This is a genomic window from Glutamicibacter sp. NPDC090743, assembly GCF_044769125.1.
Classification (GTDB): Bacteria; Actinomycetota; Actinomycetes; order Actinomycetales; family Micrococcaceae; genus Glutamicibacter.
Genome location: NZ_JBIVXE010000005.1, coordinates 204148 through 223161, shown reverse-complemented (window position 1 = coordinate 223161; position 19014 = coordinate 204148). Strand labels below are relative to the sequence as shown.

Below are 19014 nucleotides of genomic sequence, written 5' to 3'. Positions count from 1 at the left end.
AAGCTCCCTTGGTCCATGCGGACCAAGGGAGCTTTGCATCGGTGCGTTGGCTAGGCGGTAACCTTCGCGCCGACTTCCTGTTCCATTTCGGTGAACTCGGCATCGATGGTCGGGTTCGGGCGGTAGGTTGCCCGGGAAACCAGCCATGCGACAACCAGTGCGGCGATGAAGCCCGGGACGATCTCGTACATGGCCGCGGACAGCGGCTTGACGTTGCCCCAGATGAACACCACGACGGCGCCAGTGACCATGCCGGCGAAACCGCCTACGGCGGTCAGCTTGCGCCAGTACAGGGCCAGCAGGACGACCGGGCCGAAGGCGGCGCCGAAGCCCGCCCACGCGAAGGAGACCAGCTTGAGAATGGACGAGCCAGGGTCCAGCGCCAGCAGGGCCGCGATTACGGCCACCAGCAGCACGCCGGAGCGGCCCAGCATGACCAGGGCCTTGGGCGAAGCCTTGCGGCCGGTGATGTTGTAGAGGTCCTCCACCAGTGCCGAGGAGCAGACGATCAGCTGCGAGGACATGGTGGACATGATGGCCGCCAGCACAGCGGCGAGCACCAGGCCGGCGATCAGCGGGTGGAAGAAGATCTGGCTCAGCAGCAGGAAGACAGTTTCGCTGCTGGCCTTGTCCAGTGGCTGATCGGCGAAGTACGCGACGCCGATCAAAGCGGTGGCGACGGCGCCCAGGGTGGTCAGGAACATCCAGCCGATGCCGATGCGCCGTGCGGTCTTCGCTTCGCCCGGGGTGCGCAGCGCCATGAAGCGCACGATGATGTGCGGCTGGCCGAAGTAGCCCAGGCCCCACGCTGCGGTGGAGAAGATGGCCACGGCGGCCAGGATCGCGCTGTTGTCGCTGAAGGAGGAGAACAGGTTGAACGCTTCGGGATTGACTTCGGTGACCTTCGAGGTGATGTCCCCGATGCTGCCGATCTGGATGACTGCCACAATTGGCACGGCAATCAGTGCGGCGAACATCAGCACGCCCTGGACCATATCGGTCAAGGATGCTCCGAGGAAGCCGCCGAACAGGGTGTAGAGCAAGGTGATTCCTGCCACGAAGAACATGCCCGCAAGGTACTGCCAGCCGAAGGAAGCCTCGAAGAACTTGCCTGCAGCCACCATTCCCGAGGATACGTAGAAGGTGAAGAACACCAGGATGATCACCGATGCGCCGATGCGCAGCAGGTGGCTGTTGTCCTTCAGGCGCTTTTCGAAGAAGCTCGGGATGGTGATGGCGTTCTGCGAGATCGCGGTGTAGGAACGCAGCCGCGGGGCGACGAACTTCCAGTTCAGCCACGCGCCGATGAGCAGACCGATGCCGATCCATGCTTCGTGCAAGCCACCGAGGTAGATGGCGCCGGGCAGGCCCATGAGCAGCCAGCCGGACATGTCGGATGCGCCTGCGGAAAGGGCTGCGACCCACGGCTTCAGGCCGCGGTCGGCCAGCATGTAATCGTCAATGTTGTTGGTGCGGCGATATGCAATATAGCCGATGCCAAGCATGGCGGCCATGTAAATTGCGATCGCAATCATCTGGAAAGTCTGGTCGGACATTTTTCCTCATTACCGTTTGTGCCTGGGGCTTTTCTCAGCCGCCATAGGCGCGGATTTCTGTGGTGCGAGTCACCACTATGGCACTAATTCTCCGGTTTGTCGCCGGGTGCCATTTGGTCTGTGATCATTCTGTTATCTAGTCGACCGTATCGAAGTCTGCAGGGGTAGCCAAAATCGCGGAGTTGCTTGCATCACTCATTCCGGGCTGCGCGTGCAGCGATTTGCGCACCGCGCGGATGGCCGGGGACTGGGTGGAGGAATGCCGCATGGCGGTGAAGATGGTGCGCTCCGGAGTGCCGGGAAGATCCACCGTGCGCAGGCTGCTGCGCTGGTCGCGCAGGACCAGCTCTGGGAGCATCGCCACGGCGTTGCCCGAAGCGACTAACTGCACGTGAGCCTGCAAATCAGCGGTTTCGTAGCGCAGGTCCGGCTCGAACCCTGCAAGCCGGCAAGCCTGCAGGGCCCAGTGCCGGCTGGCGGCACCCGCCGGTTCCACCACCCAGGGCAGGGAGTTGGCATGCTCCAAGGTGTGCACCCGGTCGAATTCTGCATTTCCGGCCGCGCCTCGTGCCGGCAAGGCCAGGCGGATCGGATCGTGAGTCAGAACACGCCGATCGAGGTTGTCGTAGTGCGGCGCGGAATGTCCCGAGTACTGCTCCGCGACCACCAAATCGAAACTTCGGCTGCTGGTTTCATTCAACGCGTCCGCCGGTTCCTGCTGGCTCATTTCCACCCGCAGATTGGGGTGCCTGGTGCGCAGTTCGCGCAGTACTGGCGGCATGAGCCGGAGCATGGCCGTCTGGAAAACCGCTAGCCGGACGGTTCCGGACACCGTGGACATGGCCGCGGACAGGTCCGCTTCGGCACGTTCCATGGAATCGAGCAGCTCTTCGGTGTGGGCCACCAGGATCTGGGCCTGCGGGGTGAGCTTGAGGGTGCGTCCGGTGCGCCGCAGCAGCTCCACTCCGGTTTCGGTTTCCAACTGGCTCAGCTGCTGCGATACCGAGGAGGGGGAGTAGCTCAGCGCGTCGGCCACCTCGGCAATGGTTCCGCGGATATGCAATTCGCGAAGCAAGCGCAATCTTCTCAGTTCAAGCACGGTTTTCCCGCCATTCAGTTAATAGGGACTCACGGAGTCCAAATACTTCGGCAAAACCGAACGAACATCTTCGGCTTTGTTCACTTTTGCTTAAGACAATATAGGTTCATACTCGATCTTGCACACAGCTTTTCTTGGCGGTTCTCTGGCAACAGCAGACCACCGGATTAGCCATAACGACATCAGCGTTCGGTGCCGAACCACAAGTACGAATTGCATCGAAGGGACCACCAGTGTCTTTCACCTCCACCCAGCACGTAGTGCCAGCCGCACTAGATGCCGACGGCAACCCGCTCACCTCGCCGGCCGAACTCGCTGACGACGTCATCAAGCTGGTGCGCCGCTGGCTCACCGAAGCTTCCGAATACCCTGTAGATGCTGCCGCTGCCCGTCTGGCCGGTGTGCTCAAGGACCCCAAGGGCCTGGACTTCACCGTAGGCTTCGTCGATGGCGTGATCCGCCCCGAAGACCTGAAGGTCGCAGCAGCCAACCTCAAGGCGCTGGCTCCCATGGTGCCAAGCTTCCTGCCCTGGTACATGCGCAAGGCCGTCGCAGTAGGCGGCGCCATGGCCCCAGTCGTGCCGCAGGTAGTAGTTCCCATCGCCCGCAAGGTCTTGCGCGAGATGGTAGGCCACCTGATCATTGACGCCTCGGATGCCAAGCTCGGCGGCGCGATCTCCAAGATCAAGCGCGAGGGCGTGGACCTGAACGTCAACCTGCTCGGCGAGGCGATCCTCGGCGAAGGCGAAGCGGCCCGCCGCCTGGATGGCACCACCAAGCTGCTGGAACGCGATGACGTGGACTACGTGTCGATCAAGGTCTCCTCCACCGTCGCCCCGCACAACCACTGGGCGTTCGATGAAGCCGTGGAGCACATCGTGGACAAGCTGCAGCCGCTGTACGAGCTGGCTGCCAACAGCCCGAAGAAGAAATTCATCAACCTGGACATGGAAGAGTACAAGGACCTGGAGCTGACCATCGCGGTCTTCACCAAGATCCTGTCCAAGCCCGAATTCAAGGACCTGCCCGCCGGCATCGTGCTGCAGGCCTACCTGCCAGATGCCCTGGGTGCAATGATCCAGCTCCAGGAATTCTCCGCGGCCCGCGTGGCCGAAGGCGGCGCACCCATAAAGGTCCGCGTGGTCAAGGGCGCCAACTTGCCAATGGAAACCATGGAAGCCGACATCCACGGCTGGCCGCTGGCCACCTGGCACACCAAGCAGGACTCCGACACCAGCTACAAGTCCGTGCTGGAATACGCGCTGCGTCCGGAACACGTGAAGAACATCCGCATCGGCATCGCCGGGCACAACCTCTTTGACGTTGCACTGGCTTGGCTGCTGGCCAAGTCGCGCAACGCCACCGACGGCATCGAATTCGAAATGCTGCTGGGCATGGCCACCGGCCAGGCCGAAGCGGTGCGCAAGGACGTCGGCTCGCTGCTGCTCTACACCCCGGTGGTGCACCCGCAGGAATTCGACGTGGCCATCGCCTACCTGATCCGCCGCCTCGAAGAGGGCGCCAGCCAGGAAAACTTCATGTCCGCAGTCTTCGAGCTGGCCAAGAACGAGGCCTTGTTCGAACGCGAGAAGAACCGCTTCCTCGCATCCCTGGAAGCCATGTCCAATGTGGTCCCTGCCCCGCATCGCGTGCAGAACCGCCAGGTCCAGGATCCGGCGCTGAGCACCCGCGTGGCCGGTTTCGCCGACGGCTCCACCGAATTCTTCAACACCCCGGATACTGACCCGGACCTGAACCAGAACCGTGCCTGGGGACGCGAGATCCTGGCCAAGATGCAGGCATCGCCGCTGGGCAAGGAACGGGTCAAGAACAACACCCTGAACAGCGCCGGCGAACTCGACGAGTCCATCGCCATGGGCGTGGATGCCGCCGCCGGCTGGCAGCAGCTGGGCTCGGCCCAGCGCGCGCAGATCCTGCACCGTGCCGGCCTGCTCTTCGAGGAGCGCCGCGCCACCTTGCTCGAGGTCCTGGGCTCCGAATGCGGCAAGACCATTGACCAGGGCGATGTGGAAATTTCCGAGGCCATCGACTTCGCGCACTACTACGCGGAACTGGGCCGCGAACTGGATACCGTGGATGGCGCGAAGTTCGTCCCGTCGAAGCTGACCGTGGTCACCCCGCCATGGAACTTCCCGATGGCGATCCCAGCCGGTTCCACCCTCTCGGCGCTGGCCGCCGGTTCCTCGGTGATCATCAAGCCTGCCAGCCAGGCCGCCCGCGTGGGCGCTGTCATGGTGCAATGCCTGTGGGATGCCGGCGTGCCCAAGGACGTGCTGCAGCTGGTCTTCGTGGGCGATCGCTCCCTGGGCCAGCAGCTGGTCTCCGATGAGCGCGTGGACCGCCTGATCCTCACCGGCGGCTACGAAACCGCGGAACTGTTCCGCTCCTTCCGCAAGGACCTGCCGCTGCTGGCCGAGACCTCCGGCAAGAATGCCATCATCGTCACCCCGAACGCCGACCTGGATCTGGCTGCGCGCGACGTCGTGCAGTCGGCCTTCGGCCACGCCGGCCAGAAATGCTCGGCAGCCTCGCTGGTGGTGCTGGTGGGCTCGGTGGCTGAATCCCGCCGCTTCAACAACCAGCTGATCGATGCGGTGAAGTCGCTGAAGGTCGGCTACCCGTGGAACCCCGAATCCCAGATGGGTCCATTGATCGGCGAGCCGGGCGAAAAGCTCAAGCGCGGCCTGACCACCCTGGGCGCCGGCGAGCGTTGGGCCATCGAGCCGAAACAGCTCGATGACTCGGGCAAGCTCTACTCGCCGGGCGTGCGCTACGATGTGGCCCGCGGCAGCGAATACCACAAGACCGAATACTTCGGCCCGATTCTCGGCGTGATGACCGCGCAAACCCTGGAAGAAGCCGTGGAGATCGTCAACGAGGTGGACTACGGCCTGACCTCGGGCCTGCATTCGCTGGATTCGGCAGAGATGGGCTACTGGCTGGAGAACATCCAGGCGGGCAACATCTACGCCAACCGCGGCATCACCGGTGCCATCGTGCAGCGCCAGCCATTTGGCGGCTGGAAGAAGTCGGCCATCGGCGCAGGCACCAAGGCCGGCGGTCCGAACTACCTGATCGGCATGGGCTCCTGGGTGGATGCCCCAGCCAAGCAGGGCGCAGCGCTCTCGGCATTCGACCAGCGCCTGCTGAACACCGCAGAACTGGATTCGGAGCAGGCACAGTGGCTGGGCTCGGCACTGGCCAGCGACAAGCTGTGGTGGAACAACGAGTTCAACCAGGCCAAGGACCGCTCGGGTCTGGTCGCCGAACGCAACATCTTCCGGTACCGCGCCGTTGACGTGACCGTGCGCTTCGAAGAAGCCACCAGCGGCCACGGCCTGGCCGAGGCGCTGCGCGTCATTGCCGCCGGTGTCACCGCAGGTTCCCGCGTGATCTTCTCCGCTGACGTGCAGCTGCCGTTGGGCGTGCGCAACCTGTTGGCCGAGAACTCGGTCACCGTGGTGCGCGAAGACGCTGCGGCATTCGCCGCCCGTGCTGCGAAGCTGGCTGCGAAGACCGGTCCGGAGTCCGCTGCCCGCATCCGCCTGATCGGCGGCTCGATGAAGGCTGTCGCCGAGGCAGCCAACGGCAAGCCGGATGTGGCCATCTACGCATCGCCGGTGACCGCTGCCGGACGGGTGGAGATGCTTCCGTTCCTGCATGAGCAGGCCGTATCCATCACCGCTCACCGCTTCGGCACCCCGAATCACCTCAGTGATTCGCTGATCTAGCAGGCAAGCGCATAAAGCAGTGGCCAGCATCCATTTATTTGGATGCTGGCCACTGCTTTATGCCGGATGCTCTTTACTTCTTGCGTACCTTGTACTTGGCGACCAGAAGATCCGCGGTGGCGGAGAGGATCGCCGGAAGAATGTAGCGCGCCAAGGTCACCAGGGTAAAGGCGAGTACGGATCCGCTGGCCGAACCAGCCACGGACAGGGCCGCAAATCCCAGGCACACCGCGGAGAGCAGGCCGACGATCCAGCCAGCGAGCTTGCGGGGACGCAGGACGAACCAGCCAACTAGCGAAAGCACCGGCAGGAGCAGGCCCCAGACGGTGAAGTAGCCGGTGTACATTCCTTGCAGATCCAGCGCGGAGACCAGGAACCAATCGCCATATTCCACGGTGTCCAGTACCGGCAGCTTCAGCAAGATGTCCAGGACCAGCGACAGCAGGACCAGCAGCATCGCGAAGACCTTGGTGTCCTTGCGCGCTTCGAGCAACCAGAAGCTGCCGATGGCCACGAGCCTGATCACCCACAAGGCGATCAGGGAGAGCAGGCTGCCGCCGGTGACATAGTCGGCGGTGGACAGCAGCGTGGATCCGGTGATGCCGGCGATCAGCACCAGCCAAACAATGATCAGGCGGGCCGGCAGATGCAACAGTGGTTTTTCTTCGCTCACTTAGCCAAGTCTAATGAAACTGGCTGTGCATCGACTTGGTTTCACCCTAATGGAGTACCGATTAGTAGGCCAATACAGGGCTAGGATGACTTGCATGGCGCGTTCATTCACTCTGATCCAGTTGCGGTATTTCATTGAAGTTGCGCGGTTCGAAAACATGCGTGCCGCAGCAGCGTCCTTGAATGTCTCGCAATCGACATTGTCTGCCGCGATCAACCATTTGGAACGCGATTTAGGCGTGCAGCTGTTCCTGCGGTTACCAAACCGTGCGTTGAACCTGTCCGAGGACGGGAAGCGACTTGTGGCAGGTGCCCGGAACCTTTTGGAAAATGCGGAGATCTTGCACTCGTCATTGAGCGGAGCGAGCCATGAACTTAGCGGAAGACTGCGCGTCGGAATTTTCGCGCCGTTGGCACCCTTCGTTGCACCGAGGTTGTTCGCAGCATTCAAATCCGCATTCCCCGGTATCGAATTGCAATTTATCGAAGGCGAGCAACAACAAGTTCTAGATGCCTTGCGCAAGGGCGAATGCGAAATAGCGCTCATGTATGACCTCGGCGTCGGAGCAGAATTCTCGATGGAGCAGGTAGACCGGTTAGGTGCGCACGTCATCGTGGCCCAAGAACATCCGCTGGCGCAAGGCAACGGAACTGTATCGCTAGAGGACCTCGTTGACGAGCCGCTAGTTCTGCTCGATCAAGAACATTCAAGAGAGTACTTTCTCAAGCTCTTCTCCTCGTTGGGACTCCAACCCAATGTGGCCCATTGGGTTTCAGGATACGAGACCGTCCGTTCCTACGTGGCCATGGGGTTGGGATATTCGGTTCTGAACCGGCGTTTGTCGCATGACCTGACCTACACCGGCAAAGCCGTAGTGCCCCTGCAAATCAGTGATCCGGTCATTCCCATTTCAATTGTGGTCGCCTATCCGAAGGAGATGCAGATGACGCGGAAAGCACGGGCGTTCGCAGACCTTGCGGGCGAGATCCTGAACGACGGGTAACTTCTGATCGTTTTTAGCGATCACGCCAATAAAACTTTTGCGTTGGACGACATGACGTGGATCACAGATGGTTGAGTACTAAGAGGCCGGACTGCTCGTCCGCTCCTTCCACAGCAGCTTCCTGAGAATTCGGCGGAGCTTAGCCCGAAAGAAGGCAGACTCGTGACCCTGAATAGCATTGATGCCGGCGCGGTGCCGTCGACGACGAAATCCGACATGAAACAGAAGCGTCGTGTGCTGGCCGGTGGCAGCATCGGACAGTTCATCGAATTCTACGACTTCACGCTCTACGGGTTATCGGCAGTCACGCTGTCCGCACTCTTCTTCCCATCAGACAGCCCGCTGGCAGGCCTGCTCGCGACGTTCGCGACGTTCGGTGTCGCCTTCTTCGTCCGGCCGCTTGGCGGAATGTTCTTCGGCGTGCTGGGAGACAAACTCGGTCGCCGTAAGGTCTTGTTCATCACCTTGATGACTATCGGACTGGCAACATTCGCTATCGGACTGTTGCCGACCTTCGCGCAAATTGGAGCTCTGGCTCCAGCACTTCTGGTGTTGTGCCGACTCGTCCAGGGATTCTCGGCCGGCGGCGAATCTGTCGGTGCACCTGCCTTCGTCTTCGAACATGCGCCAATTGATAGACGAGGCTTCTGGCTGAACATCACTCTGGCAGCTACAGCATTGCCGTCGGTGATAGGTGGAACCCTGATCCTGGTGCTGTCCACGACGATGGACTCCGAAGATTTTGCATCCTATGGCTGGCGTATACCATTCCTGCTCGCCCTCCCGCTCGCACTCTTCGGCCTTTGGATTCGCTCCAAGACCGAAGAGTCGGAAGCATTCCAGCAGGTGCTCAAGAAAAACGAGCACAAGGAGTACAGCCCTTTGCGCCAGACGTTCGCAGAGAACAAGCTCCGGATGCTTCAGGTCATCTTCGTCATGGCGCTGACAGCCATGGGGTTCTACTTCCTCTCCGGATACTTCGTTTCCTATGTCCAGGTAACCGGAAACCTGAGCCTGGAAATGTCGCTAGTGGCAAATGCCGTAGCCATGGCCAGCTACGCGATCCTGCTTCCTATTGGCGGACGGTTCAGCGACCGCTTCGGACGCAAGCCGATGCTCATCGCAGGTTCCGCAGCGCTGATGATACTCAGCATTCCATGCTTCATGCTGGTAACCAGCGGTTCACTCGCCTTGGCAATCATAGGGCAACTGCTCTTCGTGGTTCCCATGTGTATTTATGGCGGCGGTTGCTACACCTTCTTCGTGGAAATATTCACCACCAGAACTCGGTACACTTCCTCAGCCATCAGCTACAACGTTGCCTACGCAATCTTTGGCGGCACTGCTCCATTCGTCGGGACGTGGCTGGTCTCGGGCACCGGTATTGCGATGATCCCAGGCGTGTACATGGCCACAGCCGCACTTATCGTGCTGTGTCTGCTGGTCTTCACCCCAGTGCCGGAAACCCATCCGCTTTATGCCAAGTCTTCGCCAGCCACCGGCCAGTAAAAGCGCCGTACTCTAACTTCACAGAAAGGAATTCACCATGCACAACGAATTTCTCGTTGACTTCCACCACGTTGCCGAATTCGGCGCAACGGATAAAAACGGTGTCGACCGGCAAGCAGCCACACCCGAGGACAAACTCAGTCGAGATTGGTTCGCGCGATTCACCAGGAACCACGGCTGGGAACTTCGCGTCGACACTATCGGCAACATGTTTGCATTGATCGAACTTACGCCAGGGGCCCCCTACATACTGCTGGGATCGCATATGGATTCGCAACCACTGGGTGGACGCTTCGATGGTGCCTACGGTGTCCTCGCAGGCCTGCATGCTGCCAAAGCCATTGAGTCAAGGTTGAAAGCGGAATTACAGCAGCCGGCCTTCAACATAGGGGTAGCCAATTGGTTCAATGAAGAAGGCGGCCGGTTCGCCCCGTCCATCATGGGCTCTTCTGTGTTCGAGGGCTCCATGGACGAACAACAGATGCTGCAAACCCGGGATTTGGCGGGGATCAGCGTCGCAGAAGCCCTGGAATCTATTGGATACCTCGGCCACGATCAACGTCCTGAAGTGGCAGGCTACGCGGAGATCCACATCGAACAGGGACGCATCCTGGAACGAGAGTCGATCAACATCGGAGCTGTCGATTTTTCCTGGCACACGCAGAAGCTGGACGTCGAAGTGCTTGGGGAACAATCCCATACCGGTGCAACGGCCATGGCCGATCGTCATGACGCACTTGTCGCTGCGAGCAAGGTGATACTGAAAGTCCACGACGTCGTAGGACACTTTGCTGAGGGCAGCATCGTGTCGTCGGTCGGGCAAATGACGTTGGAACCGAATTCTCCGATTGTCGTAGCTCGTCGGGTGCACTTGGTTGCTGACCTTCGCGCCGAGATGAAAACGGACGTATTGCGAGCGCGACAAATTCTAATTGGGCAAATTGCGGAGATTGCCCGTGAACACGACATTCGGATCAACGTCAATGATTTCGACGTGCGCGAGATTCAGTACTATCCCGAGTCTGGCCTTGAATTAATCGAGAAAATAACCGCCAATCTGGGCAAGAGCGTTCGTCGTATACGCACGATGGCTGGGCATGACTCGGTAGCGATGAACCGAATGGTGCCGACGGTCATGCTCTTCATTCCCTCAATCGACGGCGTCAGCCATTGCGAACGAGAATTCTCTACTGACGAGGACATGATCCACGGGTTGGAAGTCCTCACTGAGATTGGCTGGGAAATGATCTTTGGCGCCCTAGATGAGAATGCAGCGTTGGCTGGCAACGAGAGCAAAGCAATCCATGGGATTTCCGCATGATGGATGATCTAGCCTTCCTCAGCGCAACAGAGCAGTTATCAGCTTTCCGCAGTGGAGAAATCTCTCCTGCAGAGGTCCTTGAAGCCCAGTTTGAATTGATCAATGCCGACAGGGACCGTGGGGTCGAAAGAATCAACGCGCTGACCGAGACGATGGAAACCGAAGCATATGCTGAAGCTGCCAGAAACACGGAGGCGTACGCCAAAGCCCGTCGCGCAAATGAAGTGCAGCAGTTGCCGGCATTGTTAGGCATCAGTGTCGTCGCGAAGGAAAAACACGGGCTAGCCGGGCACAGCCTTTCGATGGGACTGCTCTCGCAGAAACAGTCTGTTGCCGAGGTCGACCATCCGATCATCGAACGGCTCCGAACTGCCGGAGCCATTATCCACGGCCGAGCGACGAGTCCTGAGTTCAGCTGCGCCACTGTAACGCACTCTCCTATCTGGGGAGTTACCCGCAACCCTTGGAACCCCCAAATGTCACCGGGCGGATCCTCCGGGGGATCGGGTGCAGCGTTGGCAGCCGGATTTACCACGTTGGCTACCGCCTCGGACATTGCAGGATCAACTCGAATTCCGGCTGCCTTCACCGGAACCGTTGGGTACAAGGCCCCATACGGAAGGATCCCCGGGGCTGGGGAATTGGCCGCTGATCGTTACCGCGGCGATGGGCCGATGGGACGAACCGTCGCGGATGTTCTGCTTATGTCATCAATCATCAGCGGTACGCACCCGGCTGATTCGAACTCTTGGGGATCGACAAATCCCAGCCAAGAATTTGAAGAAGCGTCTCTCGCCGACTTGAAGATCGGGGTCTCCCTGGAGCTGGGCAATTACCCCGTAAGCCAAATGGTTGCCGCAGCGTTCGCCTCGACGATCCAGCGGCTGCGGGATCTGGGCGCGAATATTGTGGAAGTCGACCTGCCCTGGACAACAGACCAGGTCAGGGAAACAAGCTTCGCCCATTTCGGACAAATTCTTGCCCCGGCGATGACCCAGATCATCGGGAACTCTAAAAATCCGAGAGCTGCTTATACCGATCAATTCATTGCCGACGCGCTGGCTCAGGCGGAATCAGTGTCATTGGTCGATTCCCTTCGCTTGGACGCACTGTTCAATCAGCAATTGAACACGGCTATGTCAGGCGTGGATGTCTTGCTTTGCCCGACGAACGCAGTCGATTGGCTGCAGGCCGACGGAGACTACCTGGACGGGATCAGCGTGGCAGGACGGAAGCTTAAGCACTATTGGGAGGGCCATATGACCAGTCCTTTCAACATCGCCAATCATCGACCGGTGATGAATCTTCCGTGCGGTGTGGGTGAGGCCAACGTTCCGATTGGACTGCAGATTGTCGGTCAGCCATGGGATGAAAGGACCGTATTCCAGGCTGCGCTCGCTATGGAACGAGTCATCCAGTTTACCAGTGGTAATCCATACCCAGCACTGGCAGGAACACCGACCGGTTAACATCAGGGAATATGCGGGGACCAGTCCAGAATGGACTGGACCCCGCCTATTCTTGCAGGCTCAGACCTCGAGTTTCAGTGCCTTGCGCAAGGTCAGCGCCCCACCGGTGTGCATCACTGCCCTGCCGTAGATCTTCTCGGCAAACAGCAGCACGAGCCAGCAGGCAGCCAGGAGAATTGCCAGCGAAAGAATCGGCTCCCAGAAAGCTACCTCGCCGGAGAGCAGGCGGCTAGGCATCGCCGCCGAGGAGACGATAGGAATGTACGAAGCGACCACCAGGAAGCTGCCCTTGGCATACAACCCGATGAACAGCACCGCCATCAGGAGGCCCACCACGGGCCCGCTGGATTGCTGCAGATCCTCGGTACGGGTAGCCAAGGAGCCCAACGCTGCCCAGATCCCGGCCAGAAGCAGGAAACCGCCGAAGAAGAACACCACGAACCACCCGGCCACCTGGGTGACAACTCCGAGGAACGGGATCTGGATCGGGGAAATATAGGCAGCCAGCAAGCCAATGCTGAGGAAGGCCAGGAGCTGGATCATTGCGAGAACGACATTCCCGATGATTTTTCCTGCCAGCAGCTGGCGCAGCCGGATGGTGCTGGCCAGGATCTCGACCACGCGGTTCTGCTTCTCCTCGATGACCGAATTGGCGATGGGCATGCCGAAGAGGAATGCGGCCATGTAGAAGAGGAATGAGAAGACCAGCGCCATGGCACTGGCCATCGCGGCCCGTTCGGAATCGCCATGGAGCTGATCGAGAATGAGGTCCTCGTTATCGGGCAGGCCAGCTGATTCCAGTCCGGCCTCGGCCAGCAGCTGATCGGTCTTCACGGTTTTCATTGCTTCGCGGACCAGAGAACTGAGCTCTTGGTCGACCGCGTTGAAACCGGTCAGCGTGAATTCCTGCGCATCGGCCGAACCGGACAAGGTCGCGTTCAGCCGCTCAGCGGATAGCTGCTGCTCCGCCTGTTCAGGAGCGAGCCTGGAAATGCTCAATTCCACGTCTTCGGGGCGATCCTGGATCACCTGCTCCAGCACCCGGAAACTGGCATCGTCGGTGGCCGCCACGGCGAAATTCGACGTGCGATTGGCGAGGAAACCGGTAAGGGCGACCGATCCGATGATGAATAGCAAGGTCACGATGGTGCTGATGATGAAAGCTTTGTCGCGCAGCTTGGTTTCGACTTCGCGCAAGGCGACAATGAGCCATGGAGCCGTGGTGGTGTTCACTTGATGATCTCCCGGTAGATGTCGGCCAGCGAAGGGCGATGGACCGCGAACTCTGCGACGGGCCCGCGGCTCATGGCGGTGGCGAGCACGCGTTGGGCATCGGCTTCGGAATCGAAATTCACCAATGCGTCATGGCCTGAAATATCGATAACGGTGACCCCCGGTTCATTGCGCAGCCAGCCCGTGTCGGAGCCCAGGGACAACCGGTGCCGGGAGGCCTGCGTCGCACGGAGCCCGGCTGCCGATGAATTGGCCAGGATCCTGCCGCCCTGGATGATCACCAGATGGTCCACCAGCACATCGAGCAGATCCAGCTGATGCGAAGAGAAGAGCACCGGTACGCCACGCGCTGCGTAGTCGCGCAGGATGGAGCTCATTGCGTCCACCGCGATCGGGTCAAGTCCGCTGAAAGGTTCGTCGAGGATGAGCACGTCGGGTTCGTGCAGCAGTGCTGCGGTGACTTGAACGCGTTGCTGGTTGCCCAGGGACAGGGATTCGAGTTTCGACTTGGCGCGGTCAGCCAATCCGAAACGGGCCAGCAGTTCCATGGCCCGTTTGCGTGCTCCGGAGCGGGACAGGCCATGGAGCTGTCCGAGGTAGACCAGCTGGTCTATGACCGGCTGCTTGGGATACAGGCCGCGTTCCTCGGGCATGTAGCCGAAGTTGGGGCGGGTGGCTCCATTGAGCGGTTGGCCGTTGAGCGAAACAGAACCGGAATCGGCGCTGAGCAATCCCATGATGATGCGCATGGTGGTGGTCTTGCCGGCACCGTTGGCACCGACGAATCCGGTGAGCGCGCCGCCAGGTACGGTGAAGCTGATGTCATCGAGCACCAAATTCTGTGCAAATGACCGTGACACATGGTTTAGCTCAAGCATGTTTTCCTCTGCCAAGTATTGTTTCTACTCATCAGCTTAGGAAACTAAGCAGCATTTGCGCTCCGTCTGGAGAATGAAACTATTGGATGAGTCCGGCGCGGTGGGCGAATAGCACGCCCTGCACCCGGTCGCGCAGGTGCAGCTTCGCCAACAGGTTCGACAGGTGGGTTTTCACCGTGGCTTCCGACAAGGAGAGCACTGCGGCGATTTCCTGGTTGTTCTTGCCCTGGGCCAGTTCGCAGAGTACCTGGCGTTCGCGTTCGGTGAGTTTTTCCAGCTGCTGGGCCTCGGTAGTTGCCGCTGCCGAATCCGCGGCAGGGACCGCGCCGGTGCCACGCTGGATGAGCTTGAGCGTGACTTCGGGGGAGAGCAGCCCGTGGCCGGCGGCCACCTGGTGCACGGCGGCCACCAGCATTTCAGGCTCTGCATTCTTCAGCAGGAACCCGCTGGCCCCGGCATCCATGGCCTCGAAGAGGTAGTCGTCGCGGTTGAAGGTGGTCAGCACAATGACTTTGGTCTGGGTGGTGCTGGCGATCAGCTTCGTGGCTTCGATGCCGTCCATCTGCGGCATTTGGATATCCATCAGCGCCACCGTGGGGTTCAGCTCGCGAACCATTTCCAGGCCCGCTTGGCCGTTGCCTGCCGTGCCGATGACCTGGATCTGCGGATCGGTTTGCAAGATCAGTTTCAGCGACGAGAGGATCAGCGACTGGTCATCGCAGATCACCACGGTAATTTTGCTCATGTTGCCAGTCTAGTTGCCGCGTCGGAAACCACGCGCAACCGGGCCCGGGTACGCCAGCCGTGCGGAATGCGCGGGCCGATTTCCACTAGCCCGTGATGCAGCTTGGCGCGTTCGCGAATGCCACGCAGGCCGTAGCCGCCACCGGCGGAATCCGGCCGGGGACGGCCGCTGTCGGTGACCTCGACTTCTATCCATGCGCCATCGGCATCGGTTCCCGAACGCAGCGACAAGGTAGCTGTGCGGGCCGTGGAATGCGCACGGACATTGGCCAAGGCTTCGCCGCTGATGCGGTAGAGCGCGAGCGACAGGCCTGCCGGCAGAGCGGAAATGAAGCCGGGCTGGTGTTCATCGCGGGAGATCTGGATGCTCAGTCCCTGGCGTTCATTGGCTGCGATCAGCTCATCGAGCTGCGCCATGGAGGGTTCGGGGTTCCGTGCCCCCTCAGCGCTGTTCGGCGAATCCTCCGGTCCGCGATGTTCGCGCAATACGCCCAGCAGTGCCCGCGTTTCGCTGACTGCACTGCGTGCCGAGGACTCGATGCCGCGCATCAGTTCGATGGACTGCTGGGGATCGCGCTCATGCACCATGCGGGCGGCCGAAGCCTGGATTCCCACCGAGGCAATGTGGTGGGCAATGACATCGTGCAGCTCGCGGGCGATGCGCAGCCGTTCCTCGTTGACCGCACGGTCTGCCAGCTGCTGGGACTGGTCGGCAATGCGCTGGGCCTGGGTTTCCACTATTTGGCTGGCGTAGGCATTGGTCCAGCTGACCATGCCCAGGAAGATCGCGCCGCCGAAGTACAGCAGGTTCATCAGCAGGTTGTAGAAGATGAAGGCCGTTGACGTCGGCAGCACGCCTGCTGGATCCTCGACCATGGAAGTTCCGGTGGCCGTGAGCAAGTCGGAGGTGAAGAAGGTGACGATCACCCAGGTGGCCATGAACAGCAGCACCACGCTCATCGCTATCCACAGTCCCCGGCGGTTCTTCGACCACGTGACCGCGGTGTAGATGCCGATGAAATAGGCCAGCTGCGCGCAGAGCTCCATGCCGACTTGGTAGGTATTTTCGCTTCCGGCGCCCACGAAGGCAGCCGAACCGATGAGCATCATGGTGATGGGCCAGCGCCGGCGGAACATCAGCGGCACGATCAGGGACACAAGCACGAGATAGGCGAGAAGGGGATCGGGCGCGTTCTCTTGCTCGGTCAGGGAGAGCAGGAGTTCGTGCATGGCCAGCGCCAGCAGGAGGAAGCCCGAAGCGACGATAATGTCGCGGCGCAAGCTCTTCTTATCCGGAGACGGACGTTCCCAATCCATCGGAGGCAGCGTTGGGAGCCTCCGGTGTACTAGCTCGGGGAGTCGGTACATGGTGTTCCTTGATCATCTCGTTGGCCAGGCATTGGAAACGACTTTACCGGTCTGCGGTTTTCCGGGCATGAGCCTGGAGGCTTACCCCTGGCGTTGACCCGGGAGGAAATGCGCTAGGCAGAAAGGTTACTAGGCAGTAATGTGATGGTATGCACATGATTTTCCGAATCCTCATGGTTTACCTGAACAGCAAGAAGGCTTCCAAGCTGTCCATGTTCGACACCAGCTCAGTGGGCATGCGTGCCACGCTGACCGATATCGACTTTGCCGGCCACATCAACAACGGCATGTACTTCTCGATCTTCGATCTCGGACGCTTCGACTTGATGTTCCGTTCCGGTGTCTGGGACATCATGTCCAGGAATAAATGGGTTCCGGTCGTGCAGACCGAGACCATCACCTTCCGCAAGTCGGTGCGCCTGGGAACCAAGTTCTCCCAGGAAACCCGGCTGATCGGCATGGACGACAAGTGCATCTTCTTCGAGCAGCGCATCGTCGTGAAGGGCGAAATCTACGCTCGCGCCTATGTCGCCACCCGGATGACCTCGAAAAAGGGTGCGGTTTCCAACGAGGAAATCCTGGCTGCGGTCGGCTTGGAACTGCCAGCAGATATGGTGCTGCCCGAGTGGCTGCACCAGTGGCGCCAGGACGGAGCGCTGCCCAGCACCCGCAAGCCGGCCCCGCACAATTGGATCCGCTGAATCAATTCACTCGCGCAATTCCTGCTGGACCGGGCCGCCATGCCGTGCCGGGGGACTCAGCGTGCGGGGTTCGGCGAAGCCTTGGCCGCATCAATGAACATGGCGATCAGCTCGGGATCCTTGACTCCGCGCGATGATTCGACGCCCGAGGAGACATCGGCGCCGAAAGCGCTGGACGCAGCTAGGACATCAGCAACATTCTGCGGGGACAGTCCGCCGGCCACCAGCCAGCGCCGCCCAGCGGCCAGATCCTTCACTGCCGCATAATCCCAGCTTTCGCCGCTGCCGGGGACCGAGGCGTCAATGAGCAGCAGATCTTCGCCCCAATCGGCAAACTGCTCTTCCGGGTCATCGCGCCGCACCGCGCGGATGACCTTGAACCCGGCCTCATGGGCGGTGCTGACATCCGTTGCCGTGCGCTGCCCGTGCAGCTGCACCCAACTCACGCCGGCGTCCGCAGCACGCTGAAGCACCGTCTGGATCTCTTCGCCGCGGAATACCGCCACGGTGGCAATGCCTGCGGGAACCGCCTCCACCAATGCGGCGGCGCGCTGCGCGGAAATTTCCCGGGCACTGGGCGTGAGCACGAACCCGATGGCGTCAGCACCATGGGCCGCAGCGGTTTGCACGTCCTGGGCCGTGGACAAACCGCACACTTTGACGAAGGGCTTTGCTGCATTCACTTGGCGTTCTCCTTGGCCATATGGATTGGGGTGTAACCGCCAGGCGCGTTGGCGCGGATGGCCAGCAAGTCGCGGGCGTGATTCCACAGCCGCTTGTCCTCCCCGGTGACGGGCACCCAGGGCTTGACCGGAACAGCGGTGCCGGTTTCATCGCGGGTCACCATCACGGTCAGGCAGTAGGTCGTCAGCTGCATTTCCCGGATCTTCGGATCGCCAGAGCGCACATGCACCGCAATGTGCATCCCCTTGTTTCCGGTGTAGACCAGGCGGGCCTCGACCTCCACCAGGTGGCCGATCAGCAGCGGACGGTAGAAACGCACGCCGCCGGAGAACACCGCAACGGTTTCTTGCTGGCAGTAGCGGGCCGCGCACAGCTCAGCGGCATCGTCAATCCACTTCATCACGATGCCGCCGTGGACCTTGCCGCCCCAGTTCACATCGGTGGGCGCCGCCAAAAAGCGCAGCGTCACGCGTTCGGCGGTTCCTTCATCGGTGTATACCTGTTCATTCATGGACGCGACGATCTGCTCGCGGATCTCAATGCGCGCCAGCGCATTCTCGCGCATGGCGATTTCCCTGGCCGTCCCCGGGGTGAATGCCGGAACCGGGGTTGGCTTGCCATTCTCGCCGACGGCTACGAAGATCACCAGGCAGCTGCTGGACTTCACCGGACGCAATTCGCGCGGATCGCTGAAGGACACCTCGGTATGGATGTGCATGGAGCTGGTTCCGGTGTACACCACCGAAGCGGTCACTTCCACCAGATCTCCGGAGTGGATCGGGTCTTCGAAGTGGATATTGCCTACATAGGCGGTGACGCAATAGCTGGAGGACCATCCCACCGCCGCGGCGTAGGCGGCCTTGTCGACCCACTCCAGAACGGTGCCCGCAGGAACAATCCCGGTAACATCGACGTCGGTTGGTGCCGCGAGGAATCGCAAGGTGACAGAATGTGGACGTTGTTTCAGCTCCGGGGTGCTCATGCACTCCAGTTTCGCGCACAACGCGCATCACGGGCAATGTAT

15 protein-coding genes are annotated in these 19014 nt (G+C 60.6%); 6 read left to right on the top strand and 9 right to left on the bottom strand.

Annotated features, from left to right (window positions below; all coding sequences use genetic code 11):
• Nucleotides 1-50: 50 nt before the first annotated feature.
• Both putP and ACIQTS_RS11945 read right to left on the bottom strand, forming a co-directional pair.
• Nucleotides 51-1556 carry a sodium/proline symporter PutP gene (gene putP / locus ACIQTS_RS11950; RefSeq protein WP_402473508.1) on the bottom strand — a complete coding sequence of 502 codons (1506 nt, stop codon included), beginning with the start codon at nucleotides 1554-1556 and terminating at the stop codon, nucleotides 51-53.
• Nucleotides 1557-1692: 136 nt separating this feature from the next.
• Complete coding sequence (locus ACIQTS_RS11945) at nucleotides 1693-2655, bottom strand: LysR family transcriptional regulator (protein ID WP_402473507.1); 963 nt, start codon at nucleotides 2653-2655, stop codon at nucleotides 1693-1695.
• A 233-nt stretch (nucleotides 2656-2888) separates the two neighbouring features.
• On the opposite strand from ACIQTS_RS11945, the gene ACIQTS_RS11940 reads away from it, so the two are divergent.
• Nucleotides 2889-6407 (top strand): proline dehydrogenase family protein, encoded by a 3519-nt coding sequence (locus ACIQTS_RS11940; RefSeq protein WP_402473506.1) that lies wholly within the window; start codon nucleotides 2889-2891, stop codon nucleotides 6405-6407.
• A gap of 73 nt (nucleotides 6408-6480) precedes the next feature.
• Here ACIQTS_RS11940 and ACIQTS_RS11935 read toward each other — a convergent pair whose 3' ends face one another.
• Nucleotides 6481-7080 carry a hypothetical protein gene (locus ACIQTS_RS11935; protein WP_402473505.1) on the bottom strand — a complete coding sequence of 200 codons (600 nt, stop codon included), beginning with the start codon at nucleotides 7078-7080 and terminating at the stop codon, nucleotides 6481-6483.
• A gap of 94 nt (nucleotides 7081-7174) precedes the next feature.
• Between ACIQTS_RS11935 and ACIQTS_RS11930 the strand changes: the two genes are divergently transcribed.
• The 4 genes from ACIQTS_RS11930 (at nucleotide 7175) to ACIQTS_RS11915 (ending at nucleotide 12382) form a co-directional block, all read left to right on the top strand.
• On the top strand, nucleotides 7175-8083 hold the full coding sequence (locus ACIQTS_RS11930) for a LysR family transcriptional regulator (protein WP_400343791.1): 909 nt from the start codon (nucleotides 7175-7177) through the stop codon (nucleotides 8081-8083).
• Between the two features lie 162 nt (nucleotides 8084-8245).
• Nucleotides 8246-9592, top strand: a complete 1347-nt coding sequence (locus ACIQTS_RS11925; protein WP_359192590.1) for an MFS transporter — start codon at nucleotides 8246-8248, stop codon at nucleotides 9590-9592.
• 37 nt (nucleotides 9593-9629) lie between these two features.
• Nucleotides 9630-10913 carry a M20 family metallo-hydrolase gene (locus ACIQTS_RS11920; protein ID WP_400343793.1) on the top strand — a complete coding sequence of 428 codons (1284 nt, stop codon included), beginning with the start codon at nucleotides 9630-9632 and terminating at the stop codon, nucleotides 10911-10913.
• Nucleotides 10910-12382, top strand: a complete 1473-nt coding sequence (locus ACIQTS_RS11915) for an amidase (RefSeq protein WP_402473504.1) — start codon at nucleotides 10910-10912, stop codon at nucleotides 12380-12382. Before ACIQTS_RS11920 ends, ACIQTS_RS11915 begins: the two co-directional genes overlap by 4 nt.
• A gap of 60 nt (nucleotides 12383-12442) precedes the next feature.
• On the opposite strand, the gene ACIQTS_RS11910 is transcribed toward ACIQTS_RS11915, so the two are convergent.
• From ACIQTS_RS11910 to ACIQTS_RS11895, 4 genes are all read right to left on the bottom strand, one after another.
• Entirely contained in the window at nucleotides 12443-13615 is a 1173-nt protein-coding gene (locus ACIQTS_RS11910) for an ABC transporter permease (protein WP_105658873.1), read from the bottom strand.
• On the bottom strand, nucleotides 13612-14493 hold the full coding sequence (locus ACIQTS_RS11905) for an ABC transporter ATP-binding protein (RefSeq protein WP_402473503.1): 882 nt from the start codon (nucleotides 14491-14493) through the stop codon (nucleotides 13612-13614). Before ACIQTS_RS11905 ends, ACIQTS_RS11910 begins: the two co-directional genes overlap by 4 nt.
• 79 nt (nucleotides 14494-14572) lie before the next feature.
• Nucleotides 14573-15238, bottom strand: a complete 666-nt coding sequence (locus tag ACIQTS_RS11900; RefSeq protein WP_105658871.1) for a response regulator transcription factor — start codon at nucleotides 15236-15238, stop codon at nucleotides 14573-14575.
• Complete coding sequence (locus ACIQTS_RS11895; protein WP_400289579.1) at nucleotides 15235-16554, bottom strand: sensor histidine kinase; 1320 nt, start codon at nucleotides 16552-16554, stop codon at nucleotides 15235-15237. Before ACIQTS_RS11895 ends, ACIQTS_RS11900 begins: the two co-directional genes overlap by 4 nt.
• 200 nt (nucleotides 16555-16754) lie before the next feature.
• Here ACIQTS_RS11895 and ACIQTS_RS11890 point away from each other — a divergent pair, with 200 nt between their 5' ends.
• The gene (locus ACIQTS_RS11890) at nucleotides 16755-17306 is read left to right on the top strand and encodes a thioesterase family protein (RefSeq protein ID WP_105658869.1); all 552 of its coding nucleotides are present in this window, start codon (nucleotides 16755-16757) and stop codon (nucleotides 17304-17306) included.
• A gap of 56 nt (nucleotides 17307-17362) precedes the next feature.
• Here the strand turns inward: ACIQTS_RS11890 and ACIQTS_RS11885 are convergent, their stop codons facing one another.
• Together ACIQTS_RS11885 and ACIQTS_RS11880 are read right to left on the bottom strand one after the other, a co-directional pair.
• Complete coding sequence (locus tag ACIQTS_RS11885) at nucleotides 17363-17989, bottom strand: phosphoribosylanthranilate isomerase (protein ID WP_402473502.1); 627 nt, start codon at nucleotides 17987-17989, stop codon at nucleotides 17363-17365.
• Entirely contained in the window at nucleotides 17986-18972 is a 987-nt protein-coding gene (locus ACIQTS_RS11880) for an acyl-CoA thioesterase (RefSeq protein WP_402473501.1), read from the bottom strand. The genes ACIQTS_RS11885 and ACIQTS_RS11880 overlap by 4 nt, the downstream gene beginning before the upstream one ends.
• Nucleotides 18973-19014: the final 42 nt, after the last annotated feature.

Coding starts and splice junctions, on each gene's coding strand:
- ACIQTS_RS11880 (WP_402473501.1), bottom strand. CDS start 18,972: ATGAGCACCCCGGAGCTGAAACAACGTCCACATTCTGTCACCTTGCGA.
- ACIQTS_RS11920 (WP_400343793.1), top strand. CDS start 9,630: ATGCACAACGAATTTCTCGTTGACTTCCACCACGTTGCCGAATTCGGC.
- ACIQTS_RS11905 (WP_402473503.1), bottom strand. CDS start 14,493: ATGCTTGAGCTAAACCATGTGTCACGGTCATTTGCACAGAATTTGGTG.
- ACIQTS_RS11900 (WP_105658871.1), bottom strand. CDS start 15,238: ATGAGCAAAATTACCGTGGTGATCTGCGATGACCAGTCGCTGATCCTC.
- ACIQTS_RS11895 (WP_400289579.1), bottom strand. CDS start 16,554: ATGGATTGGGAACGTCCGTCTCCGGATAAGAAGAGCTTGCGCCGCGAC.
- ACIQTS_RS11890 (WP_105658869.1), top strand. CDS start 16,755: ATGCACATGATTTTCCGAATCCTCATGGTTTACCTGAACAGCAAGAAG.
- ACIQTS_RS11930 (WP_400343791.1), top strand. CDS start 7,175: ATGGCGCGTTCATTCACTCTGATCCAGTTGCGGTATTTCATTGAAGTT.
- ACIQTS_RS11915 (WP_402473504.1), top strand. CDS start 10,910: ATGATGGATGATCTAGCCTTCCTCAGCGCAACAGAGCAGTTATCAGCT.
- putP (WP_402473508.1), bottom strand. CDS start 1,556: ATGTCCGACCAGACTTTCCAGATGATTGCGATCGCAATTTACATGGCC.